This is a genomic window from Pseudomonas sp. KBW05 (assembly GCF_003852405.1).
Taxonomy (GTDB): domain Bacteria; phylum Pseudomonadota; class Gammaproteobacteria; order Pseudomonadales; family Pseudomonadaceae; genus Aquipseudomonas.
Window position 1 is genome coordinate 36,156 of record NZ_QAJM01000014.1, and the last position, 16,898, is coordinate 53,053.

18 protein-coding genes are annotated in these 16,898 nt (G+C 63.2%); 11 read left to right on the plus strand and 7 right to left on the minus strand.

What is annotated here, in order from left to right:
- Window positions 1-33 precede the first annotated feature (33 nt).
- Window positions 34-657, minus strand: coding sequence for a TetR/AcrR family transcriptional regulator (locus tag DBR46_RS12705; RefSeq protein WP_017735255.1), 624 nt, complete (start codon window positions 655-657; stop codon window positions 34-36).
- Window positions 658-810: 153 nt separating this feature from the next.
- Here DBR46_RS12705 and DBR46_RS12710 point away from each other — a divergent pair, with 153 nt between their 5' ends.
- From DBR46_RS12710 to DBR46_RS12745, 8 genes are all read left to right on the plus strand, one after another.
- A complete protein-coding gene (locus tag DBR46_RS12710) occupies window positions 811-2,589 on the plus strand; it encodes an acyclic terpene utilization AtuA family protein (protein ID WP_124526477.1) in 1,779 nt (592 codons plus the stop codon).
- Between the two features lie 13 nt (window positions 2,590-2,602).
- A complete protein-coding gene (locus DBR46_RS12715; protein WP_124526478.1) occupies window positions 2,603-3,475 on the plus strand; it encodes an SDR family oxidoreductase in 873 nt (290 codons plus the stop codon).
- Window positions 3,476-3,478: 3 nt separating this feature from the next.
- Window positions 3,479-5,095 (plus strand): geranyl-CoA carboxylase subunit beta, encoded by a 1,617-nt coding sequence (atuC, locus tag DBR46_RS12720; protein WP_124526479.1) that lies wholly within the window; start codon window positions 3,479-3,481, stop codon window positions 5,093-5,095.
- 16 nt (window positions 5,096-5,111) lie between these two features.
- Window positions 5,112-6,269: a citronellyl-CoA dehydrogenase gene (gene atuD / locus DBR46_RS12725; protein ID WP_124526480.1), complete on the plus strand. Its 1,158-nt coding sequence runs from the start codon at window positions 5,112-5,114 to the stop codon at window positions 6,267-6,269.
- Window positions 6,266-7,027 (plus strand): enoyl-CoA hydratase/isomerase family protein, encoded by a 762-nt coding sequence (locus DBR46_RS12730; protein ID WP_124526481.1) that lies wholly within the window; start codon window positions 6,266-6,268, stop codon window positions 7,025-7,027. The genes atuD and DBR46_RS12730 overlap by 4 nt, the downstream gene beginning before the upstream one ends.
- Before the next feature lie 111 nt (window positions 7,028-7,138).
- A complete protein-coding gene (locus DBR46_RS12735) occupies window positions 7,139-9,022 on the plus strand; it encodes an acetyl/propionyl/methylcrotonyl-CoA carboxylase subunit alpha (protein ID WP_124526482.1) in 1,884 nt (627 codons plus the stop codon).
- A 72-nt stretch (window positions 9,023-9,094) separates the two neighbouring features.
- Window positions 9,095-9,637, plus strand: a complete 543-nt coding sequence (locus DBR46_RS12740; RefSeq protein ID WP_124526483.1) for an exonuclease domain-containing protein — start codon at window positions 9,095-9,097, stop codon at window positions 9,635-9,637.
- A gap of 63 nt (window positions 9,638-9,700) precedes the next feature.
- The gene (locus DBR46_RS12745; protein ID WP_060756004.1) at window positions 9,701-9,985 is read left to right on the plus strand and encodes a pyrimidine/purine nucleoside phosphorylase; all 285 of its coding nucleotides are present in this window, start codon (window positions 9,701-9,703) and stop codon (window positions 9,983-9,985) included.
- A gap of 50 nt (window positions 9,986-10,035) precedes the next feature.
- Here the strand turns inward: DBR46_RS12745 and DBR46_RS12750 are convergent, their stop codons facing one another.
- Together DBR46_RS12750 and DBR46_RS12755 are read right to left on the minus strand one after the other, a co-directional pair.
- Window positions 10,036-10,842, minus strand: a complete 807-nt coding sequence (locus DBR46_RS12750; protein WP_124526484.1) for an MOSC domain-containing protein — start codon at window positions 10,840-10,842, stop codon at window positions 10,036-10,038.
- Between the two features lie 39 nt (window positions 10,843-10,881).
- Window positions 10,882-11,817 (minus strand): chemotaxis protein CheV, encoded by a 936-nt coding sequence (locus DBR46_RS12755; RefSeq protein ID WP_017735246.1) that lies wholly within the window; start codon window positions 11,815-11,817, stop codon window positions 10,882-10,884.
- A gap of 517 nt (window positions 11,818-12,334) precedes the next feature.
- On the opposite strand from DBR46_RS12755, the gene DBR46_RS12760 reads away from it, so the two are divergent.
- From DBR46_RS12760 to DBR46_RS12770, 3 genes are all read left to right on the plus strand, one after another.
- Window positions 12,335-12,784 carry a hypothetical protein gene (locus DBR46_RS12760; protein WP_177414046.1) on the plus strand — a complete coding sequence of 150 codons (450 nt, stop codon included), beginning with the start codon at window positions 12,335-12,337 and terminating at the stop codon, window positions 12,782-12,784.
- A 229-nt stretch (window positions 12,785-13,013) separates the two neighbouring features.
- Window positions 13,014-13,907 carry a sensor histidine kinase gene (locus DBR46_RS12765; protein ID WP_124526485.1) on the plus strand — a complete coding sequence of 298 codons (894 nt, stop codon included), beginning with the start codon at window positions 13,014-13,016 and terminating at the stop codon, window positions 13,905-13,907.
- Window positions 13,904-14,563 (plus strand): response regulator transcription factor, encoded by a 660-nt coding sequence (locus DBR46_RS12770; RefSeq protein WP_124526486.1) that lies wholly within the window; start codon window positions 13,904-13,906, stop codon window positions 14,561-14,563. Before DBR46_RS12765 ends, DBR46_RS12770 begins: the two co-directional genes overlap by 4 nt.
- On the opposite strand, the gene yegS is transcribed toward DBR46_RS12770, so the two are convergent.
- The 4 genes from yegS to DBR46_RS12790 all read right to left on the minus strand — a co-directional run bounded on the left by yegS (window position 14,522) and on the right by DBR46_RS12790 (window position 16,890).
- Entirely contained in the window at window positions 14,522-15,439 is a 918-nt protein-coding gene (yegS, locus tag DBR46_RS12775; protein ID WP_124526487.1) for a lipid kinase YegS, read from the minus strand. The two genes, DBR46_RS12770 and yegS, sit on opposite strands and share 42 nt — an antisense overlap.
- Window positions 15,440-15,531: 92 nt before the next feature.
- Complete coding sequence (locus DBR46_RS12780; RefSeq protein ID WP_124526722.1) at window positions 15,532-16,077, minus strand: hypothetical protein; 546 nt, start codon at window positions 16,075-16,077, stop codon at window positions 15,532-15,534.
- 156 nt (window positions 16,078-16,233) lie between these two features.
- Window positions 16,234-16,560, minus strand: coding sequence for a hypothetical protein (locus DBR46_RS12785; protein WP_124526488.1), 327 nt, complete (start codon window positions 16,558-16,560; stop codon window positions 16,234-16,236).
- Between the two features lie 24 nt (window positions 16,561-16,584).
- A complete protein-coding gene (locus DBR46_RS12790; RefSeq protein ID WP_124526489.1) occupies window positions 16,585-16,890 on the minus strand; it encodes a hypothetical protein in 306 nt (101 codons plus the stop codon).
- Between the last annotated feature and the right edge of the window lie 8 nt (window positions 16,891-16,898).

A 16,898-nucleotide genomic window follows, 5' to 3' on the forward strand; every position in this document is an offset into this window, starting at 1 on the left:
CAACTTTCCACCGCCAAATTAATAGCTTGCTCATCAATCGGCTTTAAGCACCATCAGCAGCGCTTCTTCGGCCAACTGCTCCAGGGTCAGGCTGCCTTCGGCGCGAAACCAGGTGGTGGTCCAGGACAACGCCCCGGTCAGAAAGCGGCGGGTGATAAACACATCGCCCCGGATATAGCCCGCCGCCTTGGCCTCGCCCAACACCTGCAACCAGATCTCTTCGTACACATCACGCAGCGCCAGCACCTGCGCCTGGCCTTCGGCCGACAGCGAGCGCCACTCGTACACCAGCACCGCCATGGCCTCGCCGCTGCCGCCCATGATCGATTGCAACTCGCAGCGGATCAGCGCCAGCACCCGCTCGCGCACATCACGCGCTTCTTCCAGGGAGGCGCGCATCATCGCGGTGTTGTAATGGATGGTTTCTTCCATCACTGCCCGCAGGATCTCGTCCTTGCTCTTGAAGTGATGAAAAATGCTCCCGGACTGAATGCCCACGGCACTCGCCAGGTCACGCACGGTGGTGCGTTCAAAGCCTTTGTTGCGGAACAGGTGCGCCGCCGTTTGCAGCAACTTGCCCCGGGCACTGTCGGGGTCGGTCAACTGGCCGCCATCGACCATGGTGCGCATCACCCGCAGGGCTTTGTGCTCATCCATGCCACTCTCCTCTACTTCTACTGACGTCTTGGCCGGCAATTTAGGCCGTGGCCGCCACCCAAGCAAGCGCTTGGGCAAAATCTGTGTCGGGAGTTTACAGACCAAGCGCTTGCTTGGTAGTCTCAGCAACAGCCATCAGAGGAAGGATTTCTCATGCGTGACACGGTTCGTATCGGCTGCGCCAGCGCCTTTTGGGGCGACACCTGCACCGCCGCCGCCCAGTTGGTGCACGGCGGCGCGCTGGATTACCTGGTATTCGACTACCTGGCGGAAGTCACCATGTCGATCCTCGCCGGCGCGCGGATGAAAGACCCCAAGGCCGGCTACGCCACGGATTTTGTCGAGGTGCTCACGCCGCTGCTGGCCGATATCCAGCGCCAAGGCATCCGTGTGATCAGCAACGCCGGCGGCATCCACCCCCAGGCCTGTGCCGCTGCCCTGCAAGCGGCCTGTGACAAGGCCGGCATCGCGCTGAAAATCGCCGTACTGCTGGGCGATGACCTGCAACCCGAACTCAAAAAACTCCACGGCATCACCGACATGTTCAACGGCGCGCCCCTGCCGCCCGTGTGCGTGTCCGCCAACGCCTACCTCGGCGCGCCGGGCATCGCACACGCGCTGGCACTGGGCGCCGACATCGTCATCACCGGCCGCGTCGTCGACAGCGCCGTGGTCAGCGCCGCCTTGGTGCATGCCTTCGATTGGTCCTGGCACGACTACGACCGCCTCGCCCAAGCCGCCCTGGCCGGGCATATCATCGAATGCGGCGCGCAGTGCACCGGTGGCAACTTCACCGATTGGCGCGACGTGCCGGACTACGCACATATCGGCTTCCCCATCGTCGAAGTCAGCGCCGACGGCACGTTTACCGTGAGCAAAGTCGCGGGCACGGGCGGGCTGATCAGCGAGCTGAGCGTGGCCGAACAGCTGTTGTACGAGATTGGCGACCCGCGCGCCTATCTACTGCCAGATGTGATCTGCGACTTCAGCCAGGTCACCTTGCAGCAGCAGGGCGAAAACCGCGTGCACCTGCACGGCGCCAAGGGCCTGCCACCGACCGACCACTACAAGGTCAGCGCCACCTACCCCGATGGTTTCCGCTGCACCGCCAGTTGCCTGATCGCCGGGATCGACGCCGTGGCCAAGGCCGAGCGGGTCAGCCAGGCGATCATCGACAAGACCGCCGAACTGTTCAGCCAGCGCGGCTGGGCGCCGTACACCGAAGTGAATATCGAACTGCTCGGCAGCGAAGCGACCTATGGCGACCACGCGCGGCGCCACGATTGCCGGGAAGTGGTGGTGAAATTGGCGGTGCGCCATCCGAACAAACAGGCGCTGGTGTTGTTTGCCCGCGAGATCGCCCAGGCCGCCACCGGCATGGCGCCGGGGCTGACCGGGATCGTTGGTGGGCGGCCCACCGTGTATCCGTTGATTCGCCTGTTTTCATTCCTGGTGGATAAAGCGTTCTGCACGCCAGTAATCGACTTCCAGGGCGAGCGCCACGCCGTCGCACTGCCCATCGCCCACCCACTGCAAACACCGGCCGGGGCAATCGATCCGCCCCAACCCCAAGGCCTTGCCGACGCCAACGTGCCCCTGGTCAAACTCGCCGTGGCGCGCTCCGGCGACAAGGGCAACCACAGCAATATCGGGGTGATCGCCCGCGCCCCCGAGTACCTGCCGTGGATCGCCGAAGCGCTGACGCCCGCAGTGATCGTCGACTGGATGAGCCACGTGCTCGACCCGCTGCACGGCCGCGTCGAGCGCTGGTACCTGCCCGGCAGCCACAGTCTCAACTTCCTCCTGGAAAACGCCCTGGGCGGCGGCGGTATCGCCAGCCTGCGCATCGACCCGCAAGGCAAGGCGTTCGCCCAGCAATTGCTGGAAATCCCCATCGCCGTGCCGCAACACCTCGCCGATCAACTCAACTGACAGGAGCGTTGCCGTGGCCTTCGACTCGATCTTCAAAGCCGGCCTGTTCCAGGGGCACACCGTGATTGTCACCGGCGGCGGCAGCGGCATTGGCCGTTGCACCGCCCATGAACTGGCGGCCCTCGGTGCCCAGGTGATTCTGGTGGGGCGCAAACCCGAGAAACTGCAAACCGTCGCCGCAGAAATTGCCGAAGATGGCGGCAACGCCCATTGGCAGGCCTGCGACATTCGCGATGAAGAGGCGGTGAAGGCGCTGGTCACGCAGATCCTCAGCGACCACGGGCCGATCCACGGCCTGGTGAACAACGCCGGCGGTCAATACCCGTCACCGCTGGCGTCGATCAATCAAAAAGGCTTTGAAACCGTGCTGCGCACCAACCTCGTCGGCGGTTTCCTGATGGCGCGGGAAGTGTTCAACCAGTCGATGAGCAAACACGGCGGCGCCATCGTCAACATGCTCGCCGACATGTGGGGCGGCATGCCCGGCATGGGTCACTCGGGTGCGGCGCGCGCAGGCATGGACAACTTCACCAAGACCGCCGCGTTTGAGTGGGGCTGCGCCGGGGTGCGGGTCAACGCGGTGGCGCCGGGCTGGATCGCCTCCAGCGGCATGGACACCTACGAAGGCGCGTTCAAGGCGGTGATCCCCACCCTGCGCGAGCATGTGCCGCTCAAGCGCATCGGCACCGAATCGGAAGTCAGCGCCGCTATCGTGTTCCTGCTCAGCCCCGCCGCTGCATTTATCAGCGGCAGCACCCTGCGCATCGACGGCGCCGCCAGCCTGGGCAGCCGCGCCTGGCCCTTGCACAAGGCACAGCCGCCGAGCGAACCCTTCAATGGTTTCCACCGCGCGTACTTGCCAGACGTGCTCAAGGCGGAGCAATAAACCATGCCGCCGATTGAATCTCTGATCGACCCCCACAGCGCCCAGTTCGCGCAGAACCGCGAGGCCATGCTGGTGGGCATCCAGCACCTGCGCCAACTGGAACAGAACCTGCTGGACAAGGCCGAAGAAGCCCGCGCCAAGTTCGACCAGCGCGGCCAATTGCTGCCCCGTGAACGCCTCAACCTGCTGCTGGACCCCGGCGCGCCGTTTCTCGAACTGGCCAGCCTGGCCGGCTACAAGCTGCACGACGACAAGGACGGCAGCGCCGCCGGCGGTGGCTTGATCGCCGGCATCGGTTACGTCAGCGGCGTGCGCATGTTGGTGGTGGCGAACAACAGCGCGATCAAGGGCGGCACGATTTCCCCCAGTGGCCTGAAAAAATCCCTGCGCCTGCAACAGATCGCCCTGGAAAACAAACTGCCGGTGGTAACCCTGGCCGAAAGCGGCGGCGCCAACCTCAACTACGCCGCCGAGATTTTCGTCGAAGGCGCACGCAGTTTTGCCAACCAGGCACGCATGTCGGCCATGGGCTTGCCGCAGATCACCGTGGTACACGGCTCGGCCACGGCGGGCGGGGCGTATCAGCCGGGGCTGTCGGATTACGTGGTGGTGGTACGGGGCAAGGCCAAGCTGTTTCTCGCCGGGCCGCCGCTGCTTAAAGCCGCGACCGGCGAAGTGGCGACGGATGAAGAACTGGGCGGCGCCGAGATGCACGCACAAATCGCCGGCACCGCCGAATACCTGGCGGAAAACGATGCGGACGGCGTGCGCATCGTGCGTGAAATCGTCAGTGCCTTGCCGTGGAACGACCGTCTTCCAGCGGCAGCACAGCGCACTTACCGCGAACCGCTGTACCCCATCGAAGACCTGCTGGGCCTGATCCCCGACGACCCGAAAAAGCCCTACGACGTGCGCGAAATCCTCGCGCGCCTGGCGGACGCGTCGAACTTCCTCGAATTCAAAAGCGAGTTCGACGCCCACACCGTCTGCGGCCACCTGCACATCCACGGCCACGCCGTCGGCGTGATCGGCAACAACGGCCCGATCACGCCCAAGGGCGCGAGCAAGGCCGCGCAATTTATCCAACTGTGCGACCAGAGCCGCACGCCGCTGCTGTTCCTGCACAACACCACCGGCTTTATGGTGGGCACCGAGTCGGAACAGCAAGGGGTGATCAAACACGGCGCGAAGATGATCCAGGCGGTGGCGAATGCGCGGGTGCCTAAACTGACGATTGTGGTCGGCGGCTCCTACGGCGCCGGCAACTATGCAATGTGCGGCCGTGGCCTGGACCCGCGGTTTATCTTCGCCTGGCCCAACAGCCGCACGGCCGTGATGGGCGGCCCGCAAGCGGGCAAGGTGCTGCGGATTGTCACCGAGGCCAAGCAGTTGAAAAACGGTGTGGTGCCCGACCCCAAGGTGCTGGACATGCTGGAGCAGGTCACCGCGCAGAAGCTCGACAGCCAGTCCACGGCGCTCTACGGCAGTGCCAACCTGTGGGACGACGGGCTGATCGACCCACGGGATACGCGGACCTTGCTCGGCTTGTTGCTGGATATCTGCCACGAGGCCGACGTGCGCGAATTGCAACCCAACAGCTTTGGTGTGGCGCGTTTCTAACCGGAGAACAATAAGAATGATCTTTACCCAAGAACACCAGGAACTGCGCCGCACCGTTCGCGCCTTCGTCGACCGTGAAATCAACCCCCATGTGGATGAATGGGAAAAAGCCGGGCGCTTCCCCATCCACGAAATCTTCCGCAAGGCCGGCGACCTCGGCCTGCTGGGCATCTCCAAGCCGGAACAATTCGGCGGCATGGGCCTGGACTACAGCTACTCCATCGTCGCCGCCGAAGAATTCGGCACCATCCGCTGCGGCGGCATCCCCATGGCCATCGGCGTGCAGACCGACATGTGCACCCCCGCCCTCGCCCGCTTCGGCAGCGATGAACTGCGCGACGAATTCCTGCGCCCGGCTATCAGCGGTGAGCAGGTCGGCTGCATTGGCGTCTCGGAAGTCGGCGCCGGTTCCGATGTGGCCGGGCTCAAGACCCATGCGCGCAAGGACGGCAGCGACTACGTGATCAACGGCAGCAAGATGTGGATCACCAACTCCCCCAGCGCCGACTTCATCTGCCTGCTGGCCAACACCTCCGACGACAAGCCGCATATCAACAAGTCGCTGATCATGCTACCGATGAACACGCCGGGTATCAGCGTCAGCCCGCCCCTGGAAAAACTCGGCATGCACAGCTCCGAGACCGCCCAGGTGTTTTTCGACAACGTGCGCGTGCCGCAACGCAACCGCATCGGCCACGAAGGTGCGGGCTTCATGATGCAGATGCTGCAATTCCAGGAAGAACGCCTGTTTGGCGCGGCCAATATGATCAAGGGCCTGGAGTACTGCATCGACAGCACCATCGCGTACTGCAAGGAGCGCCAGACCTTCGGCAAGGCGCTGATCGACAACCAGGTCATCCACTTCCGCCTGGCCGAACTGGCCACCGAGATCGAATGCCTGCGCGCGCTGGTGTACCAGGCCACCGAGCAGTACATCAAGGGCCAGGACGTGACCCGCCTGGCCTCCATGGCCAAGCTCAAGGCCGGGCGCCTGGGCCGCGAAGTTAGCGACAGTTGCCTGCAATACTGGGGCGGCATGGGCTTTATGTGGGACAACCCGGTGGCGCGCGCCTACCGCGATGTGCGGCTGGTGTCGATTGGCGGTGGTGCCGACGAAATCATGCTGGGCATCATCTGCAAACTGATGGGCACCTTGCCGGGGAAAAAACCATGAACACCTTGCTACTGGAGCCGCATAACGGCGTGCTGCACATCACCCTCAATCGCCCGCAAAGCCGCAATGCGATGAGCCTGGAGATGATCAACGAACTGCACGGGGTGCTGACGCAGCTGGATGGCCACACGCGAGCCGTGGTCATCAGCGGCGCCGGCGGGCACTTTTGCGCCGGGGCGGATGTGAAGGACCTGGTGACTGCTGGCGACCAATTGCAGGCGCTGAACCGCGCGTTCGGCACCTTGCTGCAAGCTGTCGAGGCGGTGCCCCAGGTGGTGATCGTGGTGCTGCAAGGCGCAGTGCTCGGCGGTGGGTTTGGCTTGGCCTGCGTAAGTGATATCGCGATTGCCGACCACCAGGCGCAGTTCGGCTTGCCGGAAACAGGCTTGGGCTTGCTGCCGGCGCAGATTGCGCCGTTTGTGGTCAAGCGCATCGGGCTGACCCAGGCCCGCCGACTGGCGCTGACGGCGGCGCGGTTTGACGGGGTGGAGGCGCAGCGGCTGGGCGTGGTGCACTTTACCGAGCGTGATCCGCAGGCGTTGGCCGAGCGGTTGGATGAGGTGCTGGGGCAGGTGCTGCGGTGTGCGCCGGGGGCGAATGGGCGGACCAAGGCCTTGTTGCTGGCCAGTGTGGATGAGCCGCTGGCGGTGGTATTGGATCGGGGGGCGCAGTGGTTTGCCGAGGCGGTGACCAGTGAGGAAGGGATTGAGGGGACGCAGGCGTTTGTGCAGAAGCGCAAGCCAGGGTGGTGCAAATGACGCTTTCGCGAGCAAGCCCGCTCCCACATTTTGAAATGCGTTCCACCTGTGGGAGCGGGCTTGCTCGCGAAGAGGCCAGCACAAACACCCCATCAGCCAAGGGATAACCCCATGCCCGCATTCAGCAAAATCCTCATCGCCAACCGCGGCGAAATCGCCTGCCGCATCCAGCGCACCGCCCAGGCCCTGGGCTACCGCACCGTGGCCGTGTACAGCGACGCCGACGCCCAGGCCCTGCATGTGCAGATGGCCGACGAAGCCGTGCCCATCGGCCCCGCACCCGTGCAACAGTCCTATCTGAATATCGCGGCGATTCTCGAAGCCGCGCGCATAACCGGCGCCGACGCCATCCACCCCGGCTACGGCTTCCTCTCGGAAAACCCCGACTTCGCCCGCGCCTGCCTGGCGGCCGGCCTGACCTTCATCGGCCCCAGCGTCGAGGCCATCGAGCTGATGGGCAGCAAGCGCCTGTCCAAGCTCGCTATGCTCGACGCGGGCGTACCGTGCATCGCCGGCTACCAAGGCGGCGCCCAGGACGACGCCACCCTGCAATACGAAGCCGAACGCATCGGCTACCCGCTGATGGTCAAGGCCAGCGCCGGCGGTGGTGGCCGCGGCATGCGCCTGGTGCACACGGCCGATGCGTTGCTGGAGAACCTGCACACGGCGCGCTCCGAAGCGAGAAACGCGTTTGGCAGCGACGAGCTGATCCTTGAGCAAGCGCTGATCGACCCGCGCCACGTCGAAATCCAGCTGTTCGGCGACAGCCATGGCCAGTTGATCTACCTCGGCGAGCGCGACTGTTCGATCCAGCGCCGCCATCAAAAAATCATCGAAGAAGCGCCCTGCCCGGTGATGACCGCTGAGCTGCGCCAGGCCATGGGCGACGCCGCCCTGCAAGCCGGGCGCGCGGTGCAGTACGTTGGTGCGGGCACCGTGGAGTTTTTGCTCGACCGCAACGGCCAGTTCTACTTCCTGGAGATGAACACCCGCTTGCAAGTGGAACACCCGGTCACCGAGCTGATCACCGGCCTTGACCTGGTGGACTGGCAATTGCAGATCGCCGCCGGCCAGCCACTGCCGCTGACGCAAGCGGACGTGAGCCTGAGCGGCCACGCCATGGAAGTGCGCCTGTACGCCGAAGACCCGGCCCAAGGCTTCTTGCCGCAAACCGGCGATGTGCTGCGCTGGCAACCGGCGCTTGGCGTGCGCATCGATCATGGCGTGCGTGAAGGCCAGCGCATCAGCCCGTTCTATGACCCGATGCTGGGCAAGCTCATCGCCCACGGCGCCACCCGGGAAGAGGCGCGACGCAAACTGCTGCGCGCCGTGGAAGACACGCTGTTGCTGGGCGTGACCACCAACCAACGGTTCCTCGCGGATTTGCTCAAGCACGAGGATTTTATCCGCGGCGACTTCAGCACCGGGTTTATCGCCGCACACTTCAATCACATCCCGCCCCAGCCGGTGTCCGCCGAGCAACTCAGCCTGGCCGCCGCGCTGTTCTATCAACACAGCGCCGACACCCATCCGCAAAGCCTCGCAGGCTGGCGCAACAACGCCAGCGTCACGGGCACTTACCGCCTGGAGGTCAATGACGAACTCCACAGCGTACCCCTTGCCCCGCTGGCAGTCACCACCGACGGCCGCCACGCCACCCTGGTGCTCAACGGCATCCGCCGCCGCGTCGCCTACCATCTTGACGGCGACCAGTTGTGGCTACCGGGCTTGCACGTGACCAACCGCACCCACCAGGCCGCCAGCCGTCAGGCCGACGCCCAAAGCGGCACGGTCAAGGCGCCGATGGACGGGGCCATCGTTGCTGTGCGCGTGAGCAAAGGTGAGCGCGTGAGCAAAGGCCAACTGCTGTTGGTGCTTGAAGCGATGAAAATGGAGCATTCGTTGACCGCAGGTATAGACGGGGTGATCAAAGGCGTGCAGGTGATTGCCGGCGATCAGGTGCGCAATCGCCAGGTTCTGCTGGAGATCGAATAACGCCTAGGCGGAACTACGCGGCCGGGCTACGCTCTATCCCCATCAAGAAGGGAAGAGACGGGAACCTGCACGATGCCTCATTGGCTGATTATTGACCTTGAAGCCACTACGGATGACGGCGGTTGGCCCGTGACGGAGATGGAAGTCATCGAGATCGGCGCGAGCCTGGTGAACCGCCAGGGCCGCGAGCTGGATCACTTCCAGCGCTTTGTCCGGCCGTTGCGCCGGCCCTTGCTGACGCCCTTTTGCCGCCAACTGACCCACATCACCCAGGCGAATATCGACGCTGCCGCGCCGATCACCGAGGTGTGGCCGCTGTTCGAGCGCTGGCTGGGCCAACACCACGCGCGCCTGGAAGGCTGGGCCAGTTGGGGTGACTACGACCGCAAACAGCTGGAACTGGAGTGGCAGCGCCATGGCCTGGCCAGCGCACTGGTACAAACGGCCCATGTGAACCTCAAGCAACGCTTCGCCAAGGCGCGCCGCCTGGACAAGCCGCTGGGGCTCAATGGTGCGCTGCAATTGGCGGGAATGCAGTTCAACGGCCAGCAACATCGGGCGCTGGAGGATGCGCGCAACACCGCACGCCTGTTGCCGCTGATTTTGCCGGTCTAGGCAGCTCCCCTGCCCTTGGGCATACTGGCCGACCTTTCCAGACCCTTTTCCGAGGATTCACCCATGTTTAAAGTCAACGAGTACTTCGACGGCACCGTCAAGTCGATCGCTTTCGGCACCGCAGAAGGTCCGGCGACCATCGGCGTGATGGCCCCGGGTGAATACGAATTCGGCACCGCCCAGCGTGAAATCATGCACGTGGTGTCGGGCGCGCTGACCGTCAAGCTGCCAGAAGCCAGCGAGTGGGAAACCTTCGCCGCCGGCAGCCAGTTCAACGTACCGGCCAACAGCAAGTTCCAGCTGAAAGTCGCCGTCGACACCGCTTACCTGTGCGAATACCGCGGCTAAGTTTCACACCCGGTAAAAAGAAAGCCCGTCTCGCAGGAGACGGGCTTTTTTCATTCCAGGATCGTTACCGGCATCCCCACCGCCAACTGGCCGACGCCATCGTTGACCAGGTTCTGGCCAAAAATGGCGCCGCCCTCGGTCTTGCGATACGCCTCCAGGGTCACGAAGGGTTCGCGGTCGGCGCTGCGCTCGCCGGTCTGCGGGTCGATGGTGGTGAGGATGCAACGCGAGCATGGCTTGACCGCGCGAAACTCCACGTCGCCGATGCGCAGGCGCTTCCAGCCATCTTCGGCAAACGCAGCGCTGCCTTCGATCACCAGGTTGGGGCGAAAGCGCAGCATCTCCATGGGCCGGCCGACGCGTTGCGACAGGTCGTCCAGGGAGGCCTGGCCGATCACCAGCAACGGATAACCGTCGGCGAACGCGACCTGGTCATCGTCCTTGCCGTAACCCGCTTCGGTGGTACGCGCACGTTCCAGGGGGATTTGCACCAGGCGTGTGGGCTTGCCGATAAAGTCACTGACCCAGGCGGCAGCGGCATCGCCCGCATCCGGGACGCGCAAGGTGTCGCGCCAGATGGTCACGCCGCGCAACTCGGCGTCGCTGCCGGGCAGCGCCACGTCCAGGGTGGGGTAGCCGGCTGAGCTGAGGGTCAGGCCACCGTCGCTGTTCCACAGTGCCGACAGCTGGCTCATCTTCGCCACGGCGCGCTGGGTGAGGAAACGCCCGCTGGCCTCATCCACCAGCATCCAGCGTCGATCGCCGTCCAACCCCAGCTTATCCAGGCCGATCTGCTGCAAGACTTCGGCCTTGCCGGACTTCAAGGGGTAACGGTACAACGCGCTGAGACGGAGCATGGGCCTGCAATCCTTGGGGGTAAAGACGCTACCCTAAGGTCAAGCGGGCACTTCGTCCAGCATCAGGCGTTCACGCACCACGTCCACCAGCTTGTCCGGCTGGAACTTGGAGAGGAAGTTGTCGCAGCCGACCTTCTTCACCATGGAGTCGTTGAAGCTGCCCGACAGCGAGGTGTGCAGCACCACATACAACCCACGCAGGCGCGGGTCGTTGCGGATCTCGGTGGTCAGGCGGTAGCCGTCCATCTCGGGCATTTCGGCGTCGGTGAAGACCATCAGCAGCTTGTCGGTCATCACCACGCCGCTGTCGGCCCAGGCCTTGAGCATGTTCAGCGCCTTGAGGCCGTCGCTGGCGATGTGCATCTTCAGCCCCAACTGGCCGAGGGTGCCGCGCAGTTGCGAGAGGGCCACGTTGGAATCGTCCACCAGCAGCACTTCACGGCCACGGGCACGCTCCAGCACCGGGTCTTCGAGTTTTTCGCGGGAGACCTTGGCGTTGTACGGCACGATTTCGGCGAGGACTTTTTCCACGTCGATGATTTCCACCAACTGGTCATCGACCTTGCTGATGGCCGTGAGGTAATGCTGGCGCCCGGCGCTGGTCGGCGGGGGCAGGATCGCTTCCCAGTTCATGTTGACGATGCGGTCCACGCCGCCCACCAGAAACGCCTGCACCGAACGGTTGTACTCGGTGACGATAATGGTGCTGTTCGGCCCCGGCACCAGCGGGCGCATGCCGATGGCCTGGGACAGGTCGATCACCGGCAGCGTCTGGCCGCGCAGGTTGACCACACCGCAGACAAACGGATGGCGCTGGGGCATCAGGGTCAGCTTGGGCAATTGCAGGACTTCCTGCACCTTGAACACGTTGATCGCAAACAGCTGCCGCCCGGCCAGGCGGAACATGAGGATCTCCAGGCGATTCTCACCGACCAGTTGCGTACGTTGATCTACCGTGTCGAGAATGCCGGCCATTAAAAGCTCCTGATGCGCGAAAGGATTGTGCAGCTCATTAAGGTCTGTTATCGGCGGCGAGCGCCAGATCTTGACCCCGGTAAAATGCCACGTAAATCCATTGATGTCACACTGACATCATGCTTTACTGCCATGCCTCTTCATATGGCACTACAGCGACGTTGCGCGACATTCAAAGCGACGCAAGGTTCCGCTGCCTAAGGGATTCCCCTAGTAACAATCGGGCCCAACCTGATATTCGCAATATCTAATAGCCATTAATGTGACGCCATTCTCATTGCATGAATGGAGTCAGGCTTTTGTTTGCGATGCCCAGCCCACGACCCACGGGTCTTCCAGCGCTTCATATGTGCGCCCACACGATGCGGGTCATGCACGGCTATCGCGATCATTACAATAAACTTCCTACTAAAAGTTCAGACGCGAACTACAGATCTCCGTCATATTTCAGCGGTAGTTTTACGCCATTCACCCGACGCGGCATCTCATCACCCGACCTGACGTTGTGGAGACTTGCATGATGAATAGCGCAAACGAATGGCAAACCGCACTTCCCGAGTTCCTGCTGGAAGCTGAAACCTTACTGGCGAAGTCAGAAGAATGCCTGAGCCACCTGCACCTGATTCGCAATGACAGCGATGCCATTGAGTGCATGACCAGCAGCCTCACCCGGCTCGCCGAAAAGGCCGATAACCTGGCCCTGCAGGCCATCAGCGAATTTTCCCGGCATATCCAGTACCTGATCGCCAATGCGGCCAACCCGCTGCAATTGCATGACCAGGCCCTGGATGCCCTGCACGCGTGCCTCACATTGCTGGCCTGGCAGTTGGAACTGATCGACACGCGTACCGGCGAACTGGGCCTGGATGAAAGTGAGCAAACCACCTTGATTGCCACAGTGACCTTGCAGATCCCGCAAAAGAACTTCAGCTTTAAACCCGAGCAGCGCCTGCATCGAGCGTCATGAATGCCGCTTGGCGTGGTGGTCGCTTTTAATCCGCTACTTGCCCATAAACGACAGGGGCAACTTACGCGCGCGCGTCAGTTATATGCAGATAAAGTACGAGCCGTTATAACTTCCCCGAACAGGGAAACTGCGCGATTGACGTCTGGCGACCAGCGGTAATCAAAGTGTTACCATGCCGCCCTCGAAGTGACTCAACTTCATGATGCATACAACGTGAAAAGCATCCGCTATGTACGCCAGCCTCAGGTCACTCCTCGTCAAATCCATCTCCCGCAGCCATGCACGCCGAATCATTCTCGCGCTGTGCCTGTGTTCGCTGCTGGTCAGCCTGTGGGCCTACGTCCTTGCCGCGCCGGTGCCTCTGCTGCTGTTGATCCTCAACCTGGGCACGCTGGGCGTGGTTGCGCTGCAACAATGGGTTTCACGCAAATCCATCAAGTTCCAACCCCAGGAACTGGCTGACCGCCTGCTGCAAGTCCAGGAAAACGAACGCCACCGCCTGAGCCGGGAACTGCACGACGATATCGGCCAATTGCTCACCGCCGCCAAATTGCAAAGCGAATGGCTGCAGCGCCGCTTGCCCCAGGAGCTGCAAGGCCAATGCTCGGTGCTCGGCAACACCCTGAGTGAAACCCTGGCCAAGGTGCGCGATGTCTCTGCCATCCTCAACCCGCGCCAACTGAGCAGCCTGGGCCTGGAAGCGAGCCTGCGCGCGCACTTGCTCAAGACCCTGGAAAACAGCCCCACGCACTGGAGCCTGGAATGCCAGCAACGGCTGACCGGCATCCCCGAGGAAATGGCCGTGGCGGCGTTCCGCATCACCCAGGAAGCGGTAACCAACATGCAACGCCACGCCCAGGCACACAACCTGGTGGTGCGCCTGCAACGCCTGCCCGAAGGGCTGTCGCTGACGATCTACGACGACGGCCAAGGCTTTTCACCCGCCCTCGACCCCGGCCGCGAAGGCCAACGGGGCATGGCCGGCATGGCCGAGCGCATCGATCAACTGGGCGGCTCCCTGTCCGTTGTCAGCCATCCGGGCAAAGGCACGCGGATCGACGCGCTTTTCCCCTGGGCGCCCCGCGCCCTCGAACGGGCCAGTGCGCCTAAGGTGCTCGAGTGACCTGTAATTTATTGCTGGTGGATGATCACGCGCTGATCAGGGCCGGGGTGCGCGCGCTGATCCTCGATATTCCCGGCTACGCGGTGGTCGGCGAAGCCAGCGACGGCGCGCAGTTGCTCGCGCAATTCAATGCCCTGCAACCGGATATCGTGCTGCTGGACCTGTCGATGAAACACACCGGTGGCCTCGACGCCTTGCAGCAACTCAAGAGCGCCCATCCCAAGAGCAAGGTGTTGATCCTGTCGATGCACACCGACCCGGAACTGATCATGCGCGCCCTGGAGTCCGGCGCCCACGGCTACCTGCTCAAGGACACCAGCGCCAGCGAGCTGGAACACGCCCTGTTGGCGTTGCGCAACAACGAACGCTACCTGAGCCCGGCGATTGCCCACACGGTGATCAACCAGGCACTGGTGCGTAATCAGGCCCCAGCCTCCCCCGTGGTCCACAGCCACAACCTCACGGCGCGCCAACTGGAGATCCTGCGCTTGATCGTGCGCGGCAAGTCCACCCGGGAAATCGCCCACGGCCTCGGCCTGAGCATCAAGACCGTGGAAGCGCACCGGTCGCAGATCATGAAGCGCCTGCAGATTTTCGACGTGGCGGGCCTGGTGTTATTCGCGGTGCGCGAGCAGATCATCAGCCTCGACGACTAGCGGCGAACCCACCGGAAGGTGCACACGCAAAGCCTTGGGCAAGGCGACAAAACGCAAGTCATCACCCTTTAGCGGCTCGCCATCCAGATTGATATACAACCCGTCGGCGACCTTGATCTCGACCCACGGCAAACGCGCGCGCACAAAGATGTTGTCCAGCCCGCCGTCGCTCATCAGCGTCAGCAAGGTGCCGACCACTTCCTGGGGTGCCGGCAGGATGCTGATGTCGAGCAAACCATCATCCACCACCGCGCCCGGGCACAGCACATGCCCGCCGCCCGCCTGGCGCCCGTTGCCGATGCCCAGTGCGAGCAGGTCGCCCTTCCAGTGGAAGCCCGGCCCTTCCAACTCACCGTAAGCGGCCTTCAACTCACTGAAGCGGGTCAAGCCGGTAAACAGGTAGGCCGCGCCACCGAGGACTTTCTTCAAGTCTTCAGAGGTGTTGGCCGTGACCTGGCTGCCGAAGCCGCCGGTGGCCATGTTGAGGAAGATCTGCCCACCGGCCTGGCCCAGGTCGATAGCCGTCGGCGGCACCTCCAGCAGCGCCAGCGCCTGGGCTGGTTCCAGCGGCACACCAGCGGCGCGGGCGAAGTCATTGGCGGTGCCCAGGGGCATCAGCACCAGGCTGGCGTCGGTCTTGGCCTGCGCCATCGCCTCGGCCACATCACGCAAAGTGCCGTCACCGCCACCGGCGATCAGATGCGTGTAGCCGGCGTCGAGAGCTTCATGGACCAGGCGCTTGGCGTCGCCGCCCTCCCATGTGACCCGTACCGCCAGCTCCCAGCCCTGCTCACGCCGGGCCTGCACGGCCGCGCGCACGTCCTCGTTGAGGGCTTGCTTGCCGTGGAGGATCAACAGTGCCTTGGGGCTGGTCATAGCGGGCTTACTCCTGGTTGCAAAGGTGCATGAAGGATGTGGACCTTTGCCGGCGGAAAAAAAGCCATGGTGACGCAAATTAATTGCGCCGGTCAGAAATTATCCATCGCGTTGCACATCGGGACCTTGCTCACCGGTGTCGGTTCGATCCGCTGCCATTGCTTGCCATCCACCGGCAACTCGTCGAGCAGGAACGAACAATCCGCCGACATCGACGCCTGCACCATGTAATCGCGCCCGGGCTTGGGCACGAACGTCATGGTCTTGGCGCACTGGCGAGGGTATTGCAGCCGCCCCAGGTAGTGAAATGCGATGGGCTTGTTGGCCGGCACCTCCAGCTCCGACGTGACCGCGCCCGCCCACGAATAGATCGGCCCGGGCATGCCGAGGCTGGCGCCGTTGTGATCCGGGAATCCGGCTTTGACCGATGCCATCACGCCTGCGCCGGGCACACTCCAGTCCAGGCAATCACGCCCCGGCACGGCACGCACCAGGCCATCGGTGACCAGGCGCACGCGGGCGGTTTCACCGCTTTGCGGCGGCACGTAGCCGGTGGACAGCGAACGGATGTTCGCCACCTGACCGCAACCGCCAAGCGCCAACAGCAGCACGGCGGGGATAACAGGCAACAGTCTCATCGGCATAAGTACTCCATGAAAACGCTGAACCTGTGGCGAGGGAGCTTGCTCCCGCTGGGCTGCGCAGCAGACCCAAAAAGCATGGGAGCGCTTCGCACTCCAGCGGGAGCAAGCTCCCTCGCCACAGGTTGAGTGTTCATCCTTAACGGACGGGCGTCAGGGCTGGCGGCAGTTCTGGTTGACCGACAAGTTCGGCGCCGGCTCATAGCTCACGCGCTGCAAGCCATCGGCGCCCTGGAACAGGAAGTACTTGGCGCGGCAGTCCTTGAACATCGGCGAATACCCCTCGGCCCGGAAGCCCTGGCCATCGACCTGTTTGGTCACGGTGTTGTTGCGGCTGACCACGGCAAGGACCTTCTGATAACTGTCACCCATGTTCACCCCGGGCTCGCCGGTGATCGCCGCCGACGAGGCGCAACCGCCCAGGGTGGTTGCCGCCAGCGCCAGTGCGGCGCCGTACAGTCCATTGCGTAAAGTGTTCATTGCGTGTGTCCTTTGGGTGATGGATTAGCGGCGGCCTTCGCATACCGGTGATTCGCCGATGCGGCCGAGCTTGCACATGTCCACGTTATCCTTGCGCTTGAAGCCTGAGTCTTTCATGCAATAGAAATTTGTCAGTCTCACATCGATTGGCGACCTGTCTCCCGCCCCATCAATATTGGTATACCCGCACGCACGCATCGCACTCTTGATGCCGGCTTGGGATACACCCTCCTTGTACCACTTGGTGTAATCCGGAGGCGGCGGTTGAAACGGCGTGCAGCCAGCGACAATCAGCATGCCCAGGCCGAACAGTAGTGCACGTTTGAACATGCTTGCAT